Origin of the sequence: Lactobacillus sp. UMNPBX6 (assembly GCF_002553975.1) — a bacterium.
Lineage (GTDB): Bacteria > Bacillota > Bacilli > Lactobacillales > Lactobacillaceae > Lactobacillus > Lactobacillus gallinarum.
In genome coordinates this window covers 34,151-54,336 of record NZ_PCZD01000005.1, presented here as the reverse complement: position 1 = coordinate 54,336, position 20,186 = coordinate 34,151, and the positions used below count along the sequence as shown (strand labels likewise).

General features: G+C 39.2%; 15 protein-coding genes and 3 tRNA genes. 17 read left to right on the top strand and 1 reads right to left on the bottom strand.

The window, feature by feature from the left end; all coding sequences use genetic code 11:
- Positions 1 to 161: 161 nt before the first annotated feature.
- The 7 genes from CP357_RS01855 to rpoC all read left to right on the top strand — a co-directional run bounded on the left by CP357_RS01855 (position 162) and on the right by rpoC (position 11,178).
- A tRNA-Gly gene (locus CP357_RS01855) sits at positions 162 to 236 on the top strand.
- A gap of 110 nt (positions 237 to 346) precedes the next feature.
- Positions 347 to 421 (top strand) — tRNA-Gly (locus tag CP357_RS01850).
- A gap of 35 nt (positions 422 to 456) precedes the next feature.
- A tRNA-Pro gene (locus tag CP357_RS01845) sits at positions 457 to 530 on the top strand.
- A gap of 72 nt (positions 531 to 602) precedes the next feature.
- Positions 603 to 1,058, top strand: a complete 456-nt coding sequence (locus tag CP357_RS01840; protein ID WP_087175955.1) for a GAF domain-containing protein — start codon at positions 603 to 605, stop codon at positions 1,056 to 1,058.
- 106 nt (positions 1,059 to 1,164) lie between these two features.
- Positions 1,165 to 3,645 carry an ATP-dependent Clp protease ATP-binding subunit gene (locus tag CP357_RS01835; protein ID WP_098036400.1) on the top strand — a complete coding sequence of 827 codons (2,481 nt, stop codon included), beginning with the start codon at positions 1,165 to 1,167 and terminating at the stop codon, positions 3,643 to 3,645.
- Between the two features lie 222 nt (positions 3,646 to 3,867).
- Positions 3,868 to 7,509 carry a DNA-directed RNA polymerase subunit beta gene (locus CP357_RS01830; protein WP_025005270.1) on the top strand — a complete coding sequence of 1,214 codons (3,642 nt, stop codon included), beginning with the start codon at positions 3,868 to 3,870 and terminating at the stop codon, positions 7,507 to 7,509.
- A 15-nt stretch (positions 7,510 to 7,524) separates the two neighbouring features.
- Positions 7,525 to 11,178 (top strand): DNA-directed RNA polymerase subunit beta', encoded by a 3,654-nt coding sequence (gene rpoC / locus CP357_RS01825; RefSeq protein WP_025005269.1) that lies wholly within the window; start codon positions 7,525 to 7,527, stop codon positions 11,176 to 11,178.
- 52 nt (positions 11,179 to 11,230) lie between these two features.
- Here rpoC and CP357_RS01820 read toward each other — a convergent pair whose 3' ends face one another.
- The gene (locus CP357_RS01820) at positions 11,231 to 11,914 is read right to left on the bottom strand and encodes an A24 family peptidase (RefSeq protein ID WP_098036399.1); all 684 of its coding nucleotides are present in this window, start codon (positions 11,912 to 11,914) and stop codon (positions 11,231 to 11,233) included.
- A gap of 182 nt (positions 11,915 to 12,096) precedes the next feature.
- Here CP357_RS01820 and rpsL point away from each other — a divergent pair, with 182 nt between their 5' ends.
- From rpsL to rpsS, 10 genes are all read left to right on the top strand, one after another.
- Entirely contained in the window at positions 12,097 to 12,504 is a 408-nt protein-coding gene (gene rpsL, locus CP357_RS01815) for a 30S ribosomal protein S12 (RefSeq protein WP_025014719.1), read from the top strand.
- Between the two features lie 15 nt (positions 12,505 to 12,519).
- Complete coding sequence (gene rpsG, locus CP357_RS01810; RefSeq protein ID WP_003549021.1) at positions 12,520 to 12,990, top strand: 30S ribosomal protein S7; 471 nt, start codon at positions 12,520 to 12,522, stop codon at positions 12,988 to 12,990.
- 33 nt (positions 12,991 to 13,023) lie between these two features.
- On the top strand, positions 13,024 to 15,117 hold the full coding sequence (gene fusA, locus CP357_RS01805) for an elongation factor G (protein ID WP_098036398.1): 2,094 nt from the start codon (positions 13,024 to 13,026) through the stop codon (positions 15,115 to 15,117).
- Positions 15,118 to 15,365: 248 nt separating this feature from the next.
- Positions 15,366 to 16,736 carry an IS4 family transposase gene (locus CP357_RS01800; protein ID WP_098036397.1) on the top strand — a complete coding sequence of 457 codons (1,371 nt, stop codon included), beginning with the start codon at positions 15,366 to 15,368 and terminating at the stop codon, positions 16,734 to 16,736.
- Positions 16,737 to 17,108: 372 nt separating this feature from the next.
- Complete coding sequence (gene rpsJ / locus CP357_RS01795; protein ID WP_013641475.1) at positions 17,109 to 17,417, top strand: 30S ribosomal protein S10; 309 nt, start codon at positions 17,109 to 17,111, stop codon at positions 17,415 to 17,417.
- Between the two features lie 23 nt (positions 17,418 to 17,440).
- On the top strand, positions 17,441 to 18,079 hold the full coding sequence (rplC, locus tag CP357_RS01790; protein WP_003625776.1) for a 50S ribosomal protein L3: 639 nt from the start codon (positions 17,441 to 17,443) through the stop codon (positions 18,077 to 18,079).
- 14 nt (positions 18,080 to 18,093) lie between these two features.
- Positions 18,094 to 18,711: a 50S ribosomal protein L4 gene (gene rplD / locus CP357_RS01785; RefSeq protein ID WP_025005265.1), complete on the top strand. Its 618-nt coding sequence runs from the start codon at positions 18,094 to 18,096 to the stop codon at positions 18,709 to 18,711.
- A complete protein-coding gene (gene rplW / locus CP357_RS01780) occupies positions 18,711 to 19,016 on the top strand; it encodes a 50S ribosomal protein L23 (protein WP_025005264.1) in 306 nt (101 codons plus the stop codon). The genes rplD and rplW overlap by 1 nt, the downstream gene beginning before the upstream one ends.
- Before the next feature lie 15 nt (positions 19,017 to 19,031).
- On the top strand, positions 19,032 to 19,868 hold the full coding sequence (gene rplB / locus CP357_RS01775) for a 50S ribosomal protein L2 (RefSeq protein WP_025005263.1): 837 nt from the start codon (positions 19,032 to 19,034) through the stop codon (positions 19,866 to 19,868).
- An 18-nt stretch (positions 19,869 to 19,886) separates the two neighbouring features.
- The gene (rpsS, locus tag CP357_RS01770) at positions 19,887 to 20,168 is read left to right on the top strand and encodes a 30S ribosomal protein S19 (protein ID WP_025005262.1); all 282 of its coding nucleotides are present in this window, start codon (positions 19,887 to 19,889) and stop codon (positions 20,166 to 20,168) included.
- The last annotated feature ends 18 nt before the right edge of the window (positions 20,169 to 20,186 follow it).

Genomic DNA, 20,186 nt, shown 5'->3' with positions numbered 1-20,186 from the left:
ATCACCTTGCCATGGTGGGGGTCGCGGGTTCGAATCCCGTCTTCCGCTCCAAGATGAAGAGCTCACGAATGTGAGCTTTTTTTGTGCCTAAAATAAATTTATCTTTTTTGATAAAAAGGTCTTGCAAAGAAAAATGCATTTGCTATAATAATAACTGTTGTGCGGAAGTAGTTCAGTGGTAGAACATCACCTTGCCATGGTGGGGGTCGCGGGTTCGAATCCCGTCTTCCGCTCCAAGATGAAGAGCTCACGAATGTGAGCTTTTTTTGTGCCTAAAATAAATTTATCTTTTTTGATAAAAAGGTCTTGCAAAGAAAAATGCATTTGCTATAATAATAACTGTTGTGCGGAAGTAGTTCAGTGGTAGAACATCACCTTGCCATGGTGGGGGTCGCGGGTTCGAATCCCGTCTTCCGCTCCAAGATAGAAGGCTCACCGAATGGTGAGTCTTTTTTTCGGGAAATAGCTCAGTTTGGTAGAGCGCTACGTTCGGGACGTAGAGGTCGCGCGTTCAAATCGCGTTTTCCCGATTATATTTAAGCTGTCTTAATAGACAGCTTTTTTTTGCTATAATACACACTAAAACTATAGGGGACATGAGAATGACAGCTACTACGAAAGAAAATTATGAATTGTTAGTGCAGCAGGCAAAGGCACTAGTTGATGGCGAAGATGACTGGATTGCCAATACTGCTAATTTATCTGCGCTTTTGTTTAATTCGCTTAATAATGTTAATTTTGCTGGTGTTTATCGCTTTGAAAACGGCGAGTTGATTTTAGGCCCATTCCAAGGGATGCCAGCTTGTGTGCATATTCAAATGGGTAAAGGCGTTTGCGGAACAGCAGCTAAGGAAGAAAAAACGCAAATTGTGCCCAACGTCCATGAATTTGCTGGTCACATCGCTTGCGACAGTGCTTCGAATTCTGAAATCGTCGTGCCTGTTTTTAAGGATGAAAAATTATGGGGCGTTTTCGATTTTGATTCTACTAAGCTAAACAATTTTGATGAAACAGATCAAAAATATTTAACTGAAATTGCCGCCGCAATTTTTGATTAATTGCGCGTTTTTGATCATAATGATCACGGAGATAAGTTAAATTATTTTACTTACTGACAAAATAAAAGTAAAATACCATAACGTATTTTAAAGGGGTGGTGTTTGTATGGAAAACTCATATAGTAAAAGCGTTAATCAAGTATTGGAAATTGCACGTGAACAAGCACAGAATTTCCATCATCGCTTAATCGGAACAGAACACGTTTTATTGGCTTTAGTAATTGAAACAGACGGTGAAGCAGGGAAGATACTTCGTTCATGGGGCTTAACTCCTACTGCTGTGCGTGAAGAAATTGAGCGCTACACCGGCTACGGTTCAGCACCTAAAACTAGTTATATGGAAATGTCACCTCGTTTAAGCTTGGCACTAGATTATGCAAAAAGACAAGCCGATCAAGGTGGATATAAAGAAATTGAAACTAATCATGTTTTGCTTGGAATAACAGCTAGTGAACAAGTCTTGTCGGCCATGATTCTCAAGAATTTAAATGTGGATATTGGTCGCTTACGTCAAGATGTTAATGATAGCTTAGATCAGGAACAAGATTTTGGCGACTCAGCAAGCTGGTTAGGTAATAGCAATACAGCTACAGGGCAAAAGAAACGTAAAAATAGTACTACACCAACTCTAGATAAAGTAGCTGTTAATTTGAATCAACGTACTCGTGAAGGCGGTATTGATCCAGTTATTGGCCGCGAAAAGGAAATTAAGCGAGTTATTCAAATTTTGTCTCGTCGTACTAAGAATAATCCAGTTTTAGTAGGTGAACCTGGTGTAGGTAAGACTGCAGTCGCTGAAGCAATTGCTACAGAAATTGTTAATAAAAGAGTGCCAGAGGATTTACTCAATAAACGAGTAATGGCTCTTAACATGGGCAGTTTAGTAGCAGGTACCAAGTATCGTGGCGAGTTTGAAGATAGAATGAAGAAGATTTTGGATGAAATTGCTAAAGATGGCAAGGTCATTCTGTTTGTTGATGAAATGCATACTTTGATTGGTGCTGGTGGTGCTGAAGGAGCAATCGATGCTTCTAATATCTTGAAGCCATCACTTGCTCGTGGCGATATTCAAATGATTGGTGCTACTACATTTGATGAATATCAAAAGTATATTGAAAAAGATCAAGCATTAGCCCGGCGTTTTCAACAAGTACGTTTGAATGAACCTACTAAGAAAGATACATTGGCTATATTGAATGGACTTAGACCTAAATATGAGAAGTTCCATCATGTAACTATTTCAGATGCCAGTCTTGAGGATGCTGTTGATCTATCTAGCCGTTACATTACCAATCGTTTCTTACCCGATAAGGCAATTGATCTGGTAGATGAAGCCAGTGCAGCTGTTAAAATTAAGACTAATGTTGGTTCAAATAAAGATTTAGTTCAAATTAATGAAAAAATAAAGAGTATTATTGAGCAAAAAAATGAAGCTGCTGCAAGTCAAAACTTTGTTCAGGCTGCGCAACTTCAAGAAGCACAAAATAACTTGCAAATGCAACGAGAAAAAATGGAAAATGCGCTGCAAGTTAAAGTTAGTGCTGAGGCTATTGTTGAACCAGAAGATATTGCCAAGGTAGTGTCTGATTGGACAGGCGTACCAGTTACTCAAATGAAGAGGGATGAGAGTCGCCAATTAGCTAACCTCGAAAGTATTTTGCACAAACGAGTTATTGGACAAGATAAAGCTGTCTCCGCTGTAGCTCGTGCAATTCGTCGTAGTAGAAGTGGTATTAAAGATGAACGACGCCCAATTGGATCATTCTTATTCTTGGGCCCAACTGGTGTAGGTAAAACGGAACTTGCTAAGTCAGTTGCAGCCGCAATGTTTGGCTCAGAAGATAATTTGATCAGATTAGATATGTCAGAATATATGGATCAAATCGCTTCCAGCAAGTTAATCGGGTCAGCACCTGGTTATGTTGGTTATGAAGAGGGCGGTCAACTTTCTGAACAAGTTCGTCGTCATCCATATTCTGTTGTCTTGCTTGATGAAGTTGAAAAAGCTCACCCAGATGTATTCAATTTACTTTTGCAAGTCTTAGATGAAGGATTTTTGACAGATTCTAAAGGCAGAAAAGTTGATTTTAGAAATACGATTATTATCATGACTTCTAATCTGGGATCACGTACTTTATTTGACAGCAAGGCTGTAGGCTTTAATGCTGATAAGGTTGATCAAGCTAAGGCAAGACAAGCTAAGGTAGAGCAAGCAATTAAACAATTCTTCCGTCCAGAATTTTTGAATAGAATCGATGAGACGATTATCTTTGATGAATTAACTAAGAAACAATTGCGTGACATTGTTACCTTGTTGACTCATAAATTGGTAGTTCGTTTGCAGAAGAAAGGAATCACACTTAAGATTTCTCGCGCTGCTCTAGATAAAATCGTTCAAGATGGTTATGATCCCGAAAATGGTGCTCGACCACTTAGAAGAGCAATTCAAAATGATATCGAAGATAAATTGGCAGAAATGTTGATTACCAGTGAAGTAAAATCAAATGATACTTTAAAAATTGGTAGTCAACATGGCCATTTAAAATTTGATGTTGTTTCTGATAAAAAGCTGGTAAAAACTAAGTGATATCAGGCATTAGACCTTGACAAAAAGTAGAAAAAGACATATAATTTTTGCTGATTTAAAAAGACTGAGATTCAGGATTTTGCTGATCTATTGTCCAGCAAAATGATAAGGACAAAAACGAAAAAGTTTCGTTTTTGTCTTTTTTATGCCTAAAATTGCAGTTTTTTGAATTTGTAACAGAAATGTAATATTTGCTTTCTTAGACAGAAAGGATGTTTTTCCTTGTTAAATGGACACGTAGTGAACTACGGTAAGCATCGAACTAGACGTAGCTTCTCTCGCATTAAAGAAGTATTGAAGCTCCCTAACTTAACTGATGTTCAAACCGAATCATATAAGTGGTTTCTTGATAAAGGCATTAAAGAAGTCTTTGATGACATCATGCCTATTAGTGACTTCTCAGGTAAGCTTTCATTAGAATATGTTGGCTACAAGCTTCAAAAGCCTAAGTATACAGTTGATGAAGCTCGTGATCATGATGCAACTTATGCTGCACCAATGCACGTAACTTTGAAGCTTACTAACCAAGAAACTGGTGAAATTAAGACTCAAGATGTATTCTTTGGCGATTTACCATTAATGACTGAATCAGGTTCATTCATCGTCAATGGTGCCGAAAGAGTTATTGTTTCTCAATTAGTAAGATCTCCAGGTGTGTACTACACTGGTGATTACGACAAGAATGGTCGTCAAATCTTTGGTACTACTGTTATTCCTAACCGTGGTGCTTGGCTTGAATATGAAACTGATGCTAAGAATGTTTCATTCGTTCGTGTAGACCGTACTCGTAAGTTGCCACTTACTGTTTTAATTAGAGCTATGGGTATTGGCTCAGACAGTGACATCATCGATATGTTTGGTCAAAGCGATACTTTGCAATTTACTTTGGACAAAGATGTTCACAAGAATCCAGCAGATTCTCGTGTAGCCGAAGCTTTAAAGGATATTTACGAAAGATTACGTCCAGGTGAACCTAAGACAACTGATTCATCACGTTCACTTTTGTATGCTCGTTTCTTCGATCCACGTCGTTATGATTTAGCACCAGTTGGTCGTTACAAGATCAACAAGAAGCTTTCTCTTAAGAATCGTTTGTATGGTCAAACTTTAGCTGAAACTTTGGCTGATCCAGATACTGGTGAAATCATTGCTAAGAAGGATACTGTTGTTACTCACGAAGTAATGGACAAGTTAGCTCCATACCTTGATCGTGATGACTTCAAGATGGTAACTTACCAACCTTCAAAGGAAGGCGTATTACCAGATCCTATTACAGTTCAAGAAATTAAGGTTTACTCAAAGGTAGATCCTGAACGTGAAGTCAAGTTAATGTCAAATGGTCACATTGCTGCAGATGTTAAGCATTTAACTCCAGCAGATGTTTTGGCTTCAATCAACTACTTCTTCGCATTGCAAGACAAGATCGGTACAACTGATGATATTGACCACTTAGGTAACCGTCGTATCCGTCGTGTTGGTGAACTTCTTCAAAACCAATTCAGAATCGGTTTGGCAAGAATGGAACGTGTTGTTCGTGAAAGAATGTCAATCCAAGATCCTTCAACTGTTACTCCACAACAATTGATCAATATTCGTCCAATTGTTGCAAGTATCAAGGAATTCTTCGGTTCATCACAACTTTCACAGTTCATGGATCAACACAACCCATTGGGTGAATTGACTCACAAGCGTCGTATGTCAGCCTTAGGGCCTGGTGGTTTGACTCGTGACCGTGCTGGATATGAAGTTCGTGACGTTCACTATACTCACTATGGTCGTTTGTGTCCTATCGAAACTCCAGAAGGTCCTAACATTGGGTTGATTAACTCACTTGCTTCATACGCAATCATTAACAAGTATGGTTTCATCGAAACTCCATACCGTCGTGTATCTTGGAAGACCCACAAGGTTACTGACAAGATCGACTACTTGACTGCTGATGAAGAAGATAACTACATCATTGCTGGTGCTAACACTCCTTTGAATGATGATGGTTCATTTAAGAGTGATTTAATCTTAGCTCGTCAAAAGGAAGATAACGTCGAAGTTACTCCAGACAAGATTGACTACATGGACGTTATTCCTAAACAAGTTGTTTCTGTAGCTTCAGCATGTATCCCATTCCTTGAAAACGATGACTCTAACCGTGCTTTGATGGGTGCCAACCAGCAACGTCAGGCTGCTCCTTTGATCAACCCACATGGCTCACTTGTTGGTACTGGTATGGAATATCGTGCAGCTCACGATTCAGGTGCTGCCTTAGTAGCTAAGGATGCTGGTACTGTTGAATACGTAGATGCAAACGAAATCCGTATTAGACGTGAAGATGGTACTTTAGACAAGTACACTCTTGAAAAGTATCGTCGTTCAAACAACTCTAAGTCATACAACCAAACTCCTAATGTTAAGTTGGGTGATCATGTTGATGCTAGTGATGTTATTGCTAACGGTCCAACTATGGATCATGGTGAACTTGCTTTAGGTCAAAACCCACTTATTGCCTTCATGACTTGGAACATGTACAACTATGAAGATGCCATCATGCTTTCAGAACGTTTGGTTAAGGATGATGTTTATACTTCAATTAGTATTGAAGACTACGAATCAGAAGCTCGTGATACTAAGCTTGGTCCTGAAGAAATCACAAGAGAACTTCCTAACATCGGTGAAGATGCTTTGAAGGACCTTGATGCTGATGGTATTGTCCGCGTCGGTGCTGAAGTTCACGATGGTGATATTTTGGTAGGTAAGGTAACTCCTAAGGGCGTAACTGAATTATCTGCTGAAGAAAGATTACTTCACGCTATCTTTGGTGAAAAAGCTCGTGAAGTTCGTGATACTTCACTTCGTGTACCACACGGTGGTGGCGGTATCGTTCAAGACGTTAAGGTTTACACCCGTGAAGCCGGCGATGAACTTTCACCAGGTGTTAATACTATGGTTCGTGTTTACATTGCACAAAAGAGAAAGATTCAAGTTGGGGACAAGATGTCTGGTCGTCACGGTAACAAGGGTACTGTTGCTGCTGTCGTTCCAGAAGAAGATATGCCATACTTACCAGATGGTACTCCAGTAGATATCTGTTTGAACCCAATGGGTGTTCCATCACGTATGAACATTGGACAGCTTCTTGAATTGCACTTGGGTGCTGCAGCACGTCAATTAGGTATTCACGTAGCTACTCCAGTATTTGATGGTGCCAACGAAAGTGATGTTTGGGACACTGTTCGTCAAGCTGGTGTTGATAAAGACGGTAAGACTGTTATCTACGATGGTCGTACCGGTGAACCATTCCACAACCGTGTTTCAGTTGGTGTCATGCACTACTTGAAACTTACTCACATGGTTGATGACAAGATCCACGCACGTTCAATTGGGCCTTACTCATTGGTTACTCAACAACCTTTGGGTGGTAAAGCTCAGTTTGGTGGTCAGCGTTTCGGTGAAATGGAAGTTTGGGCCCTTGAAGCTTATGGTGCAGCTTACACATTGCAAGAAATCTTGACCTATAAGTCAGATGACGTTGTTGGTCGTGTAAAGGCATATGAAGCAATTGTTAAGGGCGAAAGAATTCCTAAGCCAGGTGTTCCAGAATCATTCCGTGTGCTTGTTAAGGAACTTCAATCATTAGGTTTGGATATTCGTGTTCTTGATATGAATCATAATGAAATTGAACTTCGTGATATGGATGAAGATTCAAGTGAACATTTAAACATTGATTCATTGTCACGTATGGCAGAAGAACAAGAAAAAAAGAAGTTAGCCGAAGAAACTGGAAAATCAGAAGATAAAAAAGACGATAAGAAAGATGCAGATAAGCCAGTAGCTCCTGCAGATGAATCTGACGACAAAGTTTCTAAATAGTAGGAGGTTAAACTTTTGATCGACGTAAATAAATTTGAAAGTATGCAAATTGGTCTTGCATCACCTAACAAGATCAGAAGCTGGTCATATGGTGAAGTTAAGAAGCCTGAAACCATCAACTACCGTACTTTAAAACCTGAAAAAGATGGTCTATTTGATGAAAGAATCTTTGGACCAACTAAAGATTGGTCATGTGCCTGTGGTAAATATAAGGGTGTTAGATACCGTGGCATCGTTTGTGACCGTTGTGGTGTTGAAGTTACTTCTTCAAAAGTAAGAAGAGAACGTATGGGACACATTGAATTAGCTGCCCCTGTAACCCACATTTGGTACTTCAAAGGTATCCCTTCAAGAATGGGTTTAGTATTGGATATTTCTCCAAGATTGCTTGAAGAAGTTATCTACTTTGCTGCATATATCGTAATTGATCCAGGTGATACTGATCTTGAGCCTAAGCAATTATTAACTGAAGCAGAATACCGTGAACAAAAAGCTAAATACGGTAACCGTTTTGAAGCTAAGATGGGTGCTGAAGCTATTCGCGAATTGCTCAAGAAAGTTGACCTTGATAAAGAAGTTAAAGATTTGAAGAAAGAGCTTCAAACCGCAACTGGTCAAAAACGTACTCGTGCAATTAGACGTTTGGATATTTTGGACGCATTTAAGAATTCAGGTAATAAGCCTGAATGGATGGTTATGGATGCAGTTCCAGTTATTCCACCAGATCTTCGTCCAATGGTTCAACTTGAAGGTGGCCGTTTTGCTACCTCAGATTTGAACGATTTATATAGACGTGTAATTAACCGTAACAATCGTTTGAAGAGATTGCTTGATTTGAACGCTCCTAACATCATCGTTCAAAACGAAAAGCGTATGCTTCAAGAAGCTGTTGATGCTTTGATTGACAACGGTCGTCGTGGTCGTCCAGTTGTTGGACCAGGTAACCGTCCACTTAAGTCACTTTCACACATGCTTAAGGGTAAGCAAGGTCGTTTCCGTCAAAACTTGCTTGGTAAGCGTGTTGACTACTCCGGTCGTTCAGTTATCGATGTTTCACCAAAATTGAAGTTCTATCAATGTGGTGTTCCACGTCCAATGGCTTTGGAATTATTTAAGCCATTTGTAATGCACGAATTGGTTAAGCGCGGTATTGCTTCTAACATTAAGAATGCTAAGCGTAAGATTGATCGTGAAGATGATGATATTTGGGATGTACTTGAAGACGTTATTAAGGAACGTCCAGTTCTTTTGAACCGTGCACCTACTCTTCACCGTTTGAGTATTCAAGCATTTGAACCAGTTTTAGTACCAGGTAAGTCAATCAGACTTCACCCATTAGCTTGTGAAGCCTACAATGCCGACTTCGATGGTGACCAGATGGCCATCCACGTACCACTTTCTGATGAAGCTGTTGCTGAATCTCGTTTACTTATGCTTGCTGCTCACCACATCTTGGCTCCTAAGGATGGTAAGCCAATCGTTACTCCATCACAGGATATCGTTTTGGGTAACTACTGGTTGACTCAAGCTGAACGTGGTCGTGAAGGTGAAGGCATGATCTTTAGTTCACCAGCTGAAGCAACTGTAGCCTATGAAAATGGTGATATTCACTACCATACTATTATTGGTATGTCAGCTGATGCTATGCCTAAGAAGCCATGGCCACAAGGTCATGAACATGGCATTTTCATTACTACATACGGTAAGCTTGTCTTTAACCAATTATTCCCAGATGATTACTTCTACATCAATGAACCAAGTGAAGAAAACTTAAATAATCCTTTGGATGCTAAGTACTTCTTAGGTGAGGGTCAAGATATTCATGACAAGATTGATGAAGTTGGCGATGATTTAATTGCTACACCATTCAAGAGTAGTTTCTTGTCAGACTCTATTGCTACTATCTACAAGTACTACAAGGTCCAAAGAACTTCAGAATACTTGGATGACTTGAAGAAGTTAGGTTACACTAGTTCAACTACTTCAGGTATTACTATTGGTATGAATGACGTTCCAGAAATTCAAGATAAGGATGAAAAGGTAGCTAAGGCACGTAAGCAAGTTGATATTGTTTCTAAGCAATTCAGACGTGGTTTAATTACTGAACAAGAACGTCACGACCGGGTAATTAGTATTTGGAATGCATGTAAGGATGAAATCCAAAACGAAATTGCTCAAATTCACTCACCACGTAACCCAATTTCAATCATGGCCGACTCAGGTGCCCGTGGTAACATTTCTAACTTTACTCAGTTAGCTGGTATGCGTGGTTTGATGGCTACTCCTAACGGTGGTTTGTTCGAAATTCCTGTTACTTCAAACTTCAAGGAAGGTTTGTCAGTATTGGAATTATTCATGTCCACTCACGGTGCTCGTAAGGGTATGACGGATACTGCCTTGAAGACTGCTCAGTCAGGTTACTTAACTCGTCGTTTGGTTGATGTTGCTCAGGACGTTATTATTCGTGATGATGATTGTGGTACTGATCGTGGTATTACAGTTAGCGCCATCATGGAAGGTGACGAAATGATCGAACCATTATTTGATCGTTTGGTTGGTCGTTTCACTGCTGAAACAGTTAAGGATCCTAAGACTGGTGAAGCTATTGTTGGCAGAGATGTCATGATGGATGAAAACATGGCTCATAAGATCTGTGATGCAGGAGTAACCCATGTTAAGATTCGTTCAATTCTTACCTGTGATACTCCACACGGTGTATGTCGCAAGTGTTACGGTATGAACCTTGCTACTGGTGAAGAAGTTGAAGTTGGTGAAGCAGTAGGTACTGTTGCCGCTCAATCAATTGGTGAACCTGGTACTCAGCTTACTTTGAGAACTTTCCACAACGGTGGTGTTGCCGGTGCCGAAGATATTACTCAAGGTTTGCCTCGTGTGCAAGAATTGTTCGAAGCACGTAACCCTAAGGGTCGTGCAACCATTTCTGAAGTAGATGGTGTAATTGATTCAATTCAAGAAAATCCAGCAGAACATACTCGTGAAATTACTGTTAAAGGTAAGATTGATACTAGAAGTTACAGTGTTCCTTACACTGCTTCTGTTGCTGTATCTGAAGGCGATTATGTTCACCGTGGTGATAAGTTGACTCTCGGTTCTGTTGATCCTAAGGAATTGATCCAAGTTACTGATACTTTAACTACTGAAAAGTACATCTTGGCTGAAGTTCAAAAGGCATATAGAATGCAGGGTGTAGACATTGCCGACAAGCACGTCGAAGTATTGACTCGTCAAATGCTTCAAAAGGTGCGTGTCCTTGATCCAGGTGAAACTGACATCTTGCCAGGTGAAGTTATGGATATCGGTCAATTTAGAGACCGTAACAAGGAAGTTATTATTTCTGGTGGTATTCCAGCAACTGCACAAAGCGTTATCTTGGGTATTACTAAGGCTGCTTTGGAAACTAATAGTTTCTTGTCAGCTGCTTCATTCCAGGAAACTACTCGTGTTCTTACTGATGCTTCAATCAGAGGTAAGAATGATCCACTTCTTGGACTTAAGGAAAACGTTATTATCGGTAAGATTATTCCAGCTGGTACTGGTATGCCTGTATACCGCAGCATGGAACCTGAAGCTGACGTTAAGAAGCCAGATTCAGTTTACTCAATTGCTGATATTGAAAAGCAAATGAAAGAAAAAGAACAAAGTAAGTAAAATTTAGTTCTTATAAAAAGCGTTTCTATTCATAAAGAATAGGAACGCTTTTTTAGTTTAAAAATTGTGTTAGAACTAAACCTAAGAAAATAAATGGTATGAAAGGATAATGATAGTTGGAATCTTTATGTTCAATTACGAAAAATAATAAAAGTGAGAAGCAAGCAAATAAAAATATTATGTTAGCAATAGAAGGAGTTAAGTAACTGGCAATAGTGAGATAAATTAATAGGTCGCCTAGCCCCATTTTATGCTTAAAAATACTCCAACTGAAAATTGAAATAATTAATATAAGAGAAATAAAATCTAAGGTCGTAAAAGCAGAGAACTTATTTTCTAAGATAGCGATAGTTATTGCAGGAAAAAGAAAGAAAAGATCAAATTCTTTTTCATAAAAATCAGCGATAGCCGTCAAAAGAAGAGAGGAAAGAAACACAGAAGATGTGATGCCACTAATAGAGCTGAAGTCAATCAAAGAAAAGGCAAATCCTCCAACTAATTCAAACAGAAATAATTCACTTGGAATAGATTGTTTACAATAATGACAACGTCCTTTCAATAATAAGTAAGAAATAAGAGGAATCTCGTCCAGCAAAGATAATTCAAAGTGACAATTTTTGCAATAAGAGCGAGAAAAAATGAAATTTCTGTTCTCCCATCGATCAAAAACTACTGCCATGTGGGATGCAATACAAGTTCCAATTGCAAAATTAGTAAAAGTATAAATTAAATTCAAAAAATCACCTCACTATTTAATACGCAAAAAATCATTGTTTTTCTTTTTTTATTTTGAAAAAGTTTGATTTCTATTAAAAACCGAGTACAATAGTGTTTGTATGTTTTGAACAGTCTGTTCGTGAGTATAAAAAGAAACTCCCGGATGTGTGAACAAAATAGTAATTTTAGGAGGAAATTTTAATGCCAACCATTAATCAATTGGTAAGAAAAGGCCGTCATTCAAAGGTTACTAAGTCAAAGTCACCTGCTTTGAATTACAGCTACAACAGTATGAAGAAGGAATCAGTATTCAACCCAGCTCCACAAATGCGTGGTGTTGCAACTCGTGTGGGTACTATGACTCCAAAGAAGCCTAACTCAGCTTTACGTAAGTACGCTCGTGTACGTCTTTCAAACTTAATCGAAGTTACTGCTTACATTCCAGGTGAAGGCCACAACTTGCAAGAACACTCAGTCGTTTTAATTCGTGGTGGTCGTGTAAAGGACCTTCCTGGTGTTCGTTACCACATCATTCGTGGTGCCCTCGATACTGCTGGTGTTGATGGCAGAAAGCAAGGCCGTTCTAAGTACGGTACTAAGAAAGATTAAAGGAGGAGTTAAATAATGCCTAGAAAAGGTCACGTAACTAAAAGAGACGTTTTAGCAGATCCAGTTTACAACTCAAAGCTTGTTACCAAGTTAATTAACCACTTGATGATTGATGGTAAGAGAGCTAAGGCATCTTCAATCCTTTACGATGCTTTCAACATTGTTCAAGACAAGACTGGTAAGGAACCACTTGATGTATTTGAAGAAGCTATGAACAACGTTATGCCAGTTTTGGAAGTTAGAGCTCGCCGTATCGGTGGTTCAAACTACCAAATCCCAGTTGAAGTACGTCCTGAAAGAAGAACTACTTTAGGTTTAAGATGGCTTGTTTCATACGCTCGTTTACGTAACGAACACACTATGGATGAACGTTTAGCTAACGAAATCATCGATGCTTCAAACAACACTGGTTCAGCAGTTAAGAAGCGTGAAGACGTTCACCGTATGGCTGAAGCTAACCGTGCATTTGCACACTACCGCTTCTAATTCGTTCGTTTTATTTTAAGGAGAGAATAATTTATGGCTAACAAGCGTGAATTTCCATTAGCAAAGACACGTAACATTGGTATTATGGCCCACATCGATGCGGGTAAGACTACTACTACTGAACGTATCCTTTACTACACTGGTAAGATCCACAAAATTGGTGAAACTCACGAAGGTGATTCACAAATGGACTGGATGGATGAAGAAAAGGAACGTGGTATCACCATTACTTCTGCAGCCACTACTGCACAATGGAAGGACTACAGAATTAACATCATTGATACCCCAGGACACGTTGACTTCACTATCGAAGTTGAACGTTCACTCCGTGTTCTTGATGGTGCCGTAACTGTTCTTGATGCCCAAGCTGGTGTTGAACCACAAACTGAAAACGTATGGCGTCAAGCTGAAACTTACGGTGTTCCTCGTATTGTTTTTGTTAACAAGATGGATAAGATTGGTGCTGACTTCGATAAGTCAGTTAAATCATTACACGAACGTTTAAATGCTAACGCTCATGCTGTTCAAATGCCAATTGGTTCAGCTGATACCTTCGAAGGTGTTATCGACTTGATCAACATGGTTGCTGATATCTACGATGAAGACAAGCTTGGTTCAAAGTGGGATACTGTACCAGTTCCTGATGAATACAAGGAAGAAGCTGAAAAGCGTCGTGGTGAATTAATTGAAGCTGTTGCTGACGTTGACGACGGCATCATGGAAAAATACCTTGGCGGTGAAGAAATTTCTAACGATGAATTAAAGGCAGCTATCCGTAAAGCTACTTTGAACTTGGAATTCTTCCCAGTATATGCTGGTTCAGCATTCAAGAACAAGGGTGTTCAAATGATGCTTGACGGTGTTATTGACTACTTGCCATCACCACTTGACGTTAAGCCTTACGTTGCTCACGATCCTAAGACTGGTGATGAAGTTGAACTTATGGCTGACGATAAGAAGCCATTTGCAGCTCTTGCATTCAAGATCGCTACTGACCCATTCGTAGGTCGTTTGACTTTCATCCGTGTTTACACCGGTTCTCTTGAATCAGGTTCATACGTATTGAACGCTTCAAAGAACAGTCGTGAACGTGTAGGTCGTTTGCTTCAAATGCACGCCAACTCAAGAACTGAAATTCCAGAAGTATTCTCAGGTGATATCGCTGGTGCCATCGGTTTGAAGAACACCACTACTGGTGACTCATTAACTGACCCAGATCACCCACTTATTTTGGAAAGCTTGAAAGTTCCAGATCCAGTTATCCAAGTATCAGTTGAACCTAAGTCAAAGGCTGACCGTGATAAGATGGACGTTGCTTTGCAAAAGCTTACTGAAGAAGACCCAACTTTCCGTGCTGAAACTAACCCAGAAACTGGTCAAACTTTGATCTCAGGTATGGGTGAACTTCACCTTGATATCATGGTTGAACGTATGAGACGTGAATTTAACGTTGATGCTAAGATCGGTGAACCACAAGTTGCTTACCGTGAAACCTTCACTAAGGAAGCTAAGGCACAAGGTAAGTTCGTTCGTCAATCAGGTGGTAAGGGTCAATACGGTGACGTTTGGATTGACTTTACTCCTAACGAAGAAGGTAAGGGTTACGAATTTGAAGATGCCATTGTTGGTGGTGTTGTTCCTCGTGAATTCATTCCTTCAGTTGACCAAGGTTTACAAGAAGCTATGAAGAATGGTGTTCTTGCAGGTTACCCATTGATCGATGTTAAGGCTAAGCTTTACGATGGTAGTTACCACGAAGTCGACTCATCAGAAGCTGCCTTCAAGGTTGCTGCTTCACTTGCTTTGAAGAACGCTGCTTCAAAAGCTGGCGCTGTTATCTTGGAACCAATTATGAAGGTTCAAGTAACCACTCCAGAAGAATACTTAGGTGATGTTATGGGTTCAATCACTGCTCGTCGTGGTACTATGGAAGGTATGGAAGACAGAGCAGGTGCTAAGATCATCAACTCATTTGTTCCACTTTCAGAAATGTTTGGTTACGCAACTACTTTGCGTTCATCAACTCAAGGTCGTGGTACATTTACTATGGTATTTGATCACTACTCACCAACACCTAAGTCAATTCAAGCTGACATTATTAAAAAGCGCGGCGGCGAAGCTGAATAATTTTTAATAGTGAAAAGCTTTATGCTTTTAGCTTAATTGAAAACAATTACATATAAAAAAGAGTTATTGAGAATTTTCCAATGTCATTAAGTTAAGACATTGACAAATTGAATCTAATCTCTGTAGAACCGAATCATTATGATTTGGTTCTTTTTTTGCATAAAATAAAGGCGAAAAGAACCTACCTTTTCGCCCTCTGATTAAATTAGTAAACCTTCAAAATTATTGCCAGAAAGCTGGTGTTAATTATGAAAGCCCTTCACAGAAATATTTTAGATCGTCTTGATCAAATTATCAATGATACTGGAAAGCATATTCATGATTTTATCGATGATCCTCATGCCTTCACTAGGAAGCGGTTTTTAGATGCAGCTACAGTCATTAAAACTACTATTAATATGCAAGGAAAAGATTTGACCAGTGAGTTGTTTAGAGCTTTTGGCCAAAAAGCTATTAAAAGTAACGATAAAGTAGTCAGTACTTCCGCTTATGTCCAACGCAAAGGTCAGCTTTCACCCGCATGTTTTAAGCATATTCTAACTGTATTTAATCAGAATTTATTTAATATCCAGTTATTTGATCATAAATATCGTATATTTGCCATTGATGGGTCTGATTTTAATCAAATCTGGAATCCTAAATCAGAGAATATTGTTGGAAATCTCAATCATAAAGGAAAGCCATATTGCCAAATTCATGTTAATGCACTCTATGACCTGTTAAATAATACTTATCAAGACTGCATCTTTCAGCCTAAGTCAAAGATGGATGAACGTAAAGCCGCCGTTCAAATGCTTAAAAAGCTAAATTGCGGACCATATATAGTTACTATGGATCGAGGTTATACCGGCTTTAACATGATTGAAAATTGTAATCGCCTGCCTAACTGTTATTATGTCATACGTACTAAAACGGGATATGGCGCATTTAAGGAAGTAGCTGAGTTGCCTAATCAAGAGTGTGATAAGGATATAGCTTGCTGGGTGACTACCTCTAATTATTATTATGAAACCCATAAGACTACAGAAAACGTTCATTTGGTTAACCATCATTACCGTCAATATATAAAATATCGGTCTAAAAATACCAAAGATGGCAGCTGGGACTTTGGAGAGTTATGTACAATAAAATTTCGTGCCCGTAAATTTAGAATTAATGATCCTAAATCAGGCAAAGAAGAATGGGAAGTTGTTCTAACTAATCTAAATAGAGCCGATTATCCCTTAAAAAGGATCAAAGAGATCTACCATTTGCGCTGGGGCATTGAAACTTCATTCAAAAAGTTGAAATATGCTTTAGGTAGCGTACAGTTTCATTCCAAGCAGGATAGATTTATTGAAATGGAGATCTATGCCCACATGATTATGTTTAACGCAGTCAGTCAAATTGATGCTCAAGCATATGTACCACAAAAAAACTGCAAGTATCAATATGCGATCAATTTCAAACAGTCATGTTTTGTCATCCAGGCTATGTATATAATTTCTTCTTCAACTGAAATCTTTAAAAAGATTCTTATTCAAATTAGTCATTACACAATTCCGATCAGACCAGGACGAAAAGACAAAAGAAATCTCAAACCCAAATCAGCTGTATATTATTTATATCGTGTAGCCTAATTTCTAAACAAAATTTGGGTTTATTTGGCATGAAAAAAGATCATTCAAATGCGATAAATCGCAAATGAATGATCTTAAAAGTCCAAGTCGATAATTTGTCAATGTCTTAACTTAATGACATTGGAGAATTTTCAATAACTCTTTTTTTGTAAATCTTTTTTAGAAAAAATGCCCTTAAGCCTTGATATTTAAGGAAAGACAAAGTACAATAGTCTTTGTGCTTAAGGGACGATTGTGCCTTGAGTAATTAAAATTGTTGTAAAGCGTTGACGCAAAAGGTTGCGGCACGCCAGGCTGCATTGCCACAGTGGCGTGCGGGGAATTTTTGTCGAGCGAGTCATCTTTTAAAGAAGACGTTAAGGAGGTAATTTAATGGCAAGTCAAACAATTCGTATTAGACTTAAGTCATACGAACACGGTATTCTCGATGAATCAGCTGCTAAGATCGTAGCTACTGCAAAGAGAACTGGTGCTGAAATTTCAGGTCCAGTTCCTCTTCCAACAGAAAGAACTTTATTCACTGTTCTTCGTTCACCACACATGAACAAGGACTCACGTGAACAATTCGAAATGCGCACTCACAAGCGTTTAATCGATATTTTGAATCCAACACCTAAGACTGTTGATTCATTAATGAAGCTTGATCTTCCAAGCGGCGTAGACATCGAAATTAAGTTGTAATTTAAATAGAAAGAGGTGTAAACATGACCAAAGGAATCTTAGGAAGAAAAGTTGGTATGACTCAAATCTTTACTAAAGATGGTGTCCTTGTTCCTGTAACAGTTGTAGAAGCAACTCCTAACGTTGTTATGCAAGTTAAGACTGTTGAATCAGACGGTTATGAAGCTGTTCAATTAGGTTACCAAGACAAGCGTGAAGTTTTGAGCAACAAACCAGAAAAAGGTCATGCTGATAAGGCAAAGACTTCACCTAAGCGCTTCATTCGGGAAATCCGCGGTGTTGAGCTTAAGGACTATGAAGTCGGCTCAGAAGTTACTGTGGATACATTCAAGGAAGGTGACGTTGTAAACGTTACTGGTACTTCAAGAGGTCATGGATACCAAGGTAACATCAAGCGTTGGGGCCAATCAAGAGGACCAGAAACCCACGGTTCAAGATACCATAGAATTCCTGGTTCAATGGGTTCCATCATTAACCGTGTACCAAAGGGCAAGCGTTTGCCAGGTCACATGGGTATGAAGAAAGTTACCATTGAAAACTTAGTAATTGAAAAAGTTGTAGCAGACAAGAACGTATTGATGATCAAGGGCAATGTTCCAGGTGCTAAGAACTCATTAATCGTTGTTAAGACTGCTTCTAAAGCTGTTAAGGCTGATAAATAGGAAGGAGGACTAGAATGGCTAATTTAAAAGTTATGGATCAAAACGGTAAAGATTCTGGTGAAGTTACTTTAAACGATAAAGTTTTTGGTATTGAGCCTAACGAAAGTGTCGTTTTTGAAGCAATCATTAGACAAAGAGCCGGTAAGCGTCAAGGTACCTCAAAGGTTAAGAACAGATCTGCCGTTCGCGGTGGTGGTAAGAAGCCTTGGAGACAAAAGGGTACTGGTCGTGCTCGTCAAGGTTCTATCAGATCTCCACAATGGCGTGGTGGTGGTACAGTATTTGGCCCAACACCTCGTTCATACGCATACACGATGCCAAGAAAGCAACGTCGTTTGGCTATTAAGTCAGTTCTTTCCCAAAAGATGATTGATAAGGATTTGATCGTTTTAGATAAGTTGACTATGTCAGCACCTAAGACTAAAGATTTAGTATCAATGTTAAACAGCTTAAATGTTGATGGTAAGGTTTTAATTGTTTCAGATGATAACAATGTACAACTTTCCGCAAGAAACTTAGCTAAGGTTAAGGCTGTTCCAGTTAACGGTTTGAACGTTGAAGATGCAGTTAACTATGATAAGTTAATCTTGACTCAAGATGCTGTTAAGAAGATCGAGGAGGTTTTGGCTTAATGGACGCACGCGATATCATTTTAAGACCTGTCATTACTGAAAAGTCCACGAACTTAATGGATGATAAGAAGTACACATTCGACGTGCTTTTAACTGCAACCAAGACACAAGTTCGCAATGCTGTTGAAGAAATCTTCGATGTTAAGGTAAAGAGCGTTAACATTATGAATGTTCGCGGTAAAGACAAGCGAGTAGGTCGTTACACTGGTAAGACTGCTCGTCGTAGAAAGGCAATCGTCACTTTAACTAACGATTCAAACGACATCAAGATTTTCCAAGACGAAAATAAAGAAGACAACAAGTAATAGGAGGTCAGTCAATTGGCTATTAAGATTTACAAGCCAACCACTAATGGTCGTCGTCATATGACTTCTTCCGACTTTGCTGAGATTACCAAGACAAAGCCTGAAAAGACTTTACTTGAATCACAATCACATACTGCAGGTCGTAACTCATATGGTCACATCACTGTAAGACACCGTGGTGGTGGTCACAAACAAAAATACCGTATCATCGACTTTAAGCGTAATAAGGATAATGCAAAGGCAGTTGTAAAGGCTATCGAATACGATCCAAACAGAACTGCTAACATCGCATTACTTCACTACACTGATGGTATTAAAGCTTATATCTTAGCACCTAGGGGATTAAAGGTTGGCGATATCGTTGAATCAGGCGATTCAGTTGACATTAAGCCAGGTAACGCATTAGCATTAAAGAATATCCCATCTGGTACTTCAATCCACAACATTGAATTGAAGCCAGGTAAGGGTGGCCAACTTGTAAGAAGTGCTGGTACTTCTGCTCAAGTTTTGGGTGTTGATGGTGATTACACTTTAGTAAGATTACAAAGTGGTGAAGTTCGTAAGATCTTGTCATCATGCCGTGCAACTATTGGTGTTGTAGGTAATGAACAACATTCATTAATTCAATTAGGTAAAGCTGGTCGTAAGCGTTGGTTAGGCAAGCGCCCACAATCACGTGGTTCCGTAATGAACCCTAACGATCACCCACATGGTGGTGGTGAAGGTAAGGCTCCAGTTGGTCGTCCACAACCTATGACTCCATGGGGTAAGAAGGCTCGCGGTATCAAGACTAGAGACACCAAGAAGGCTAGCGAGAAGTTAATCATTCGTCACCGTAAAGGTAGCAAGTAATAGAAGGAGGGTTAATTAATGAGCCGTAGTATTAAAAAAGGTCCTTTTGCTGATGCATCATTATTAAAGAAGGTTGATGCACAAGCAGATGCAGATAAGAAGCAAGTTATTAAGACTTGGTCACGTCGTTCAACTATTTTCCCTTCCTTTGTTGGTTTGACTATAGCTGTTTACGATGGTAGAAAACATGTTCCAGTATACATTACTGAAGACATGGTTGGTCATAAGTTAGGTGAATTTGTTCCAACAAGAACTTTCCATGGACACAAATCCACTGAAGATAAAACCACAGCACAATAGAGGAAGGAGAAACATCTA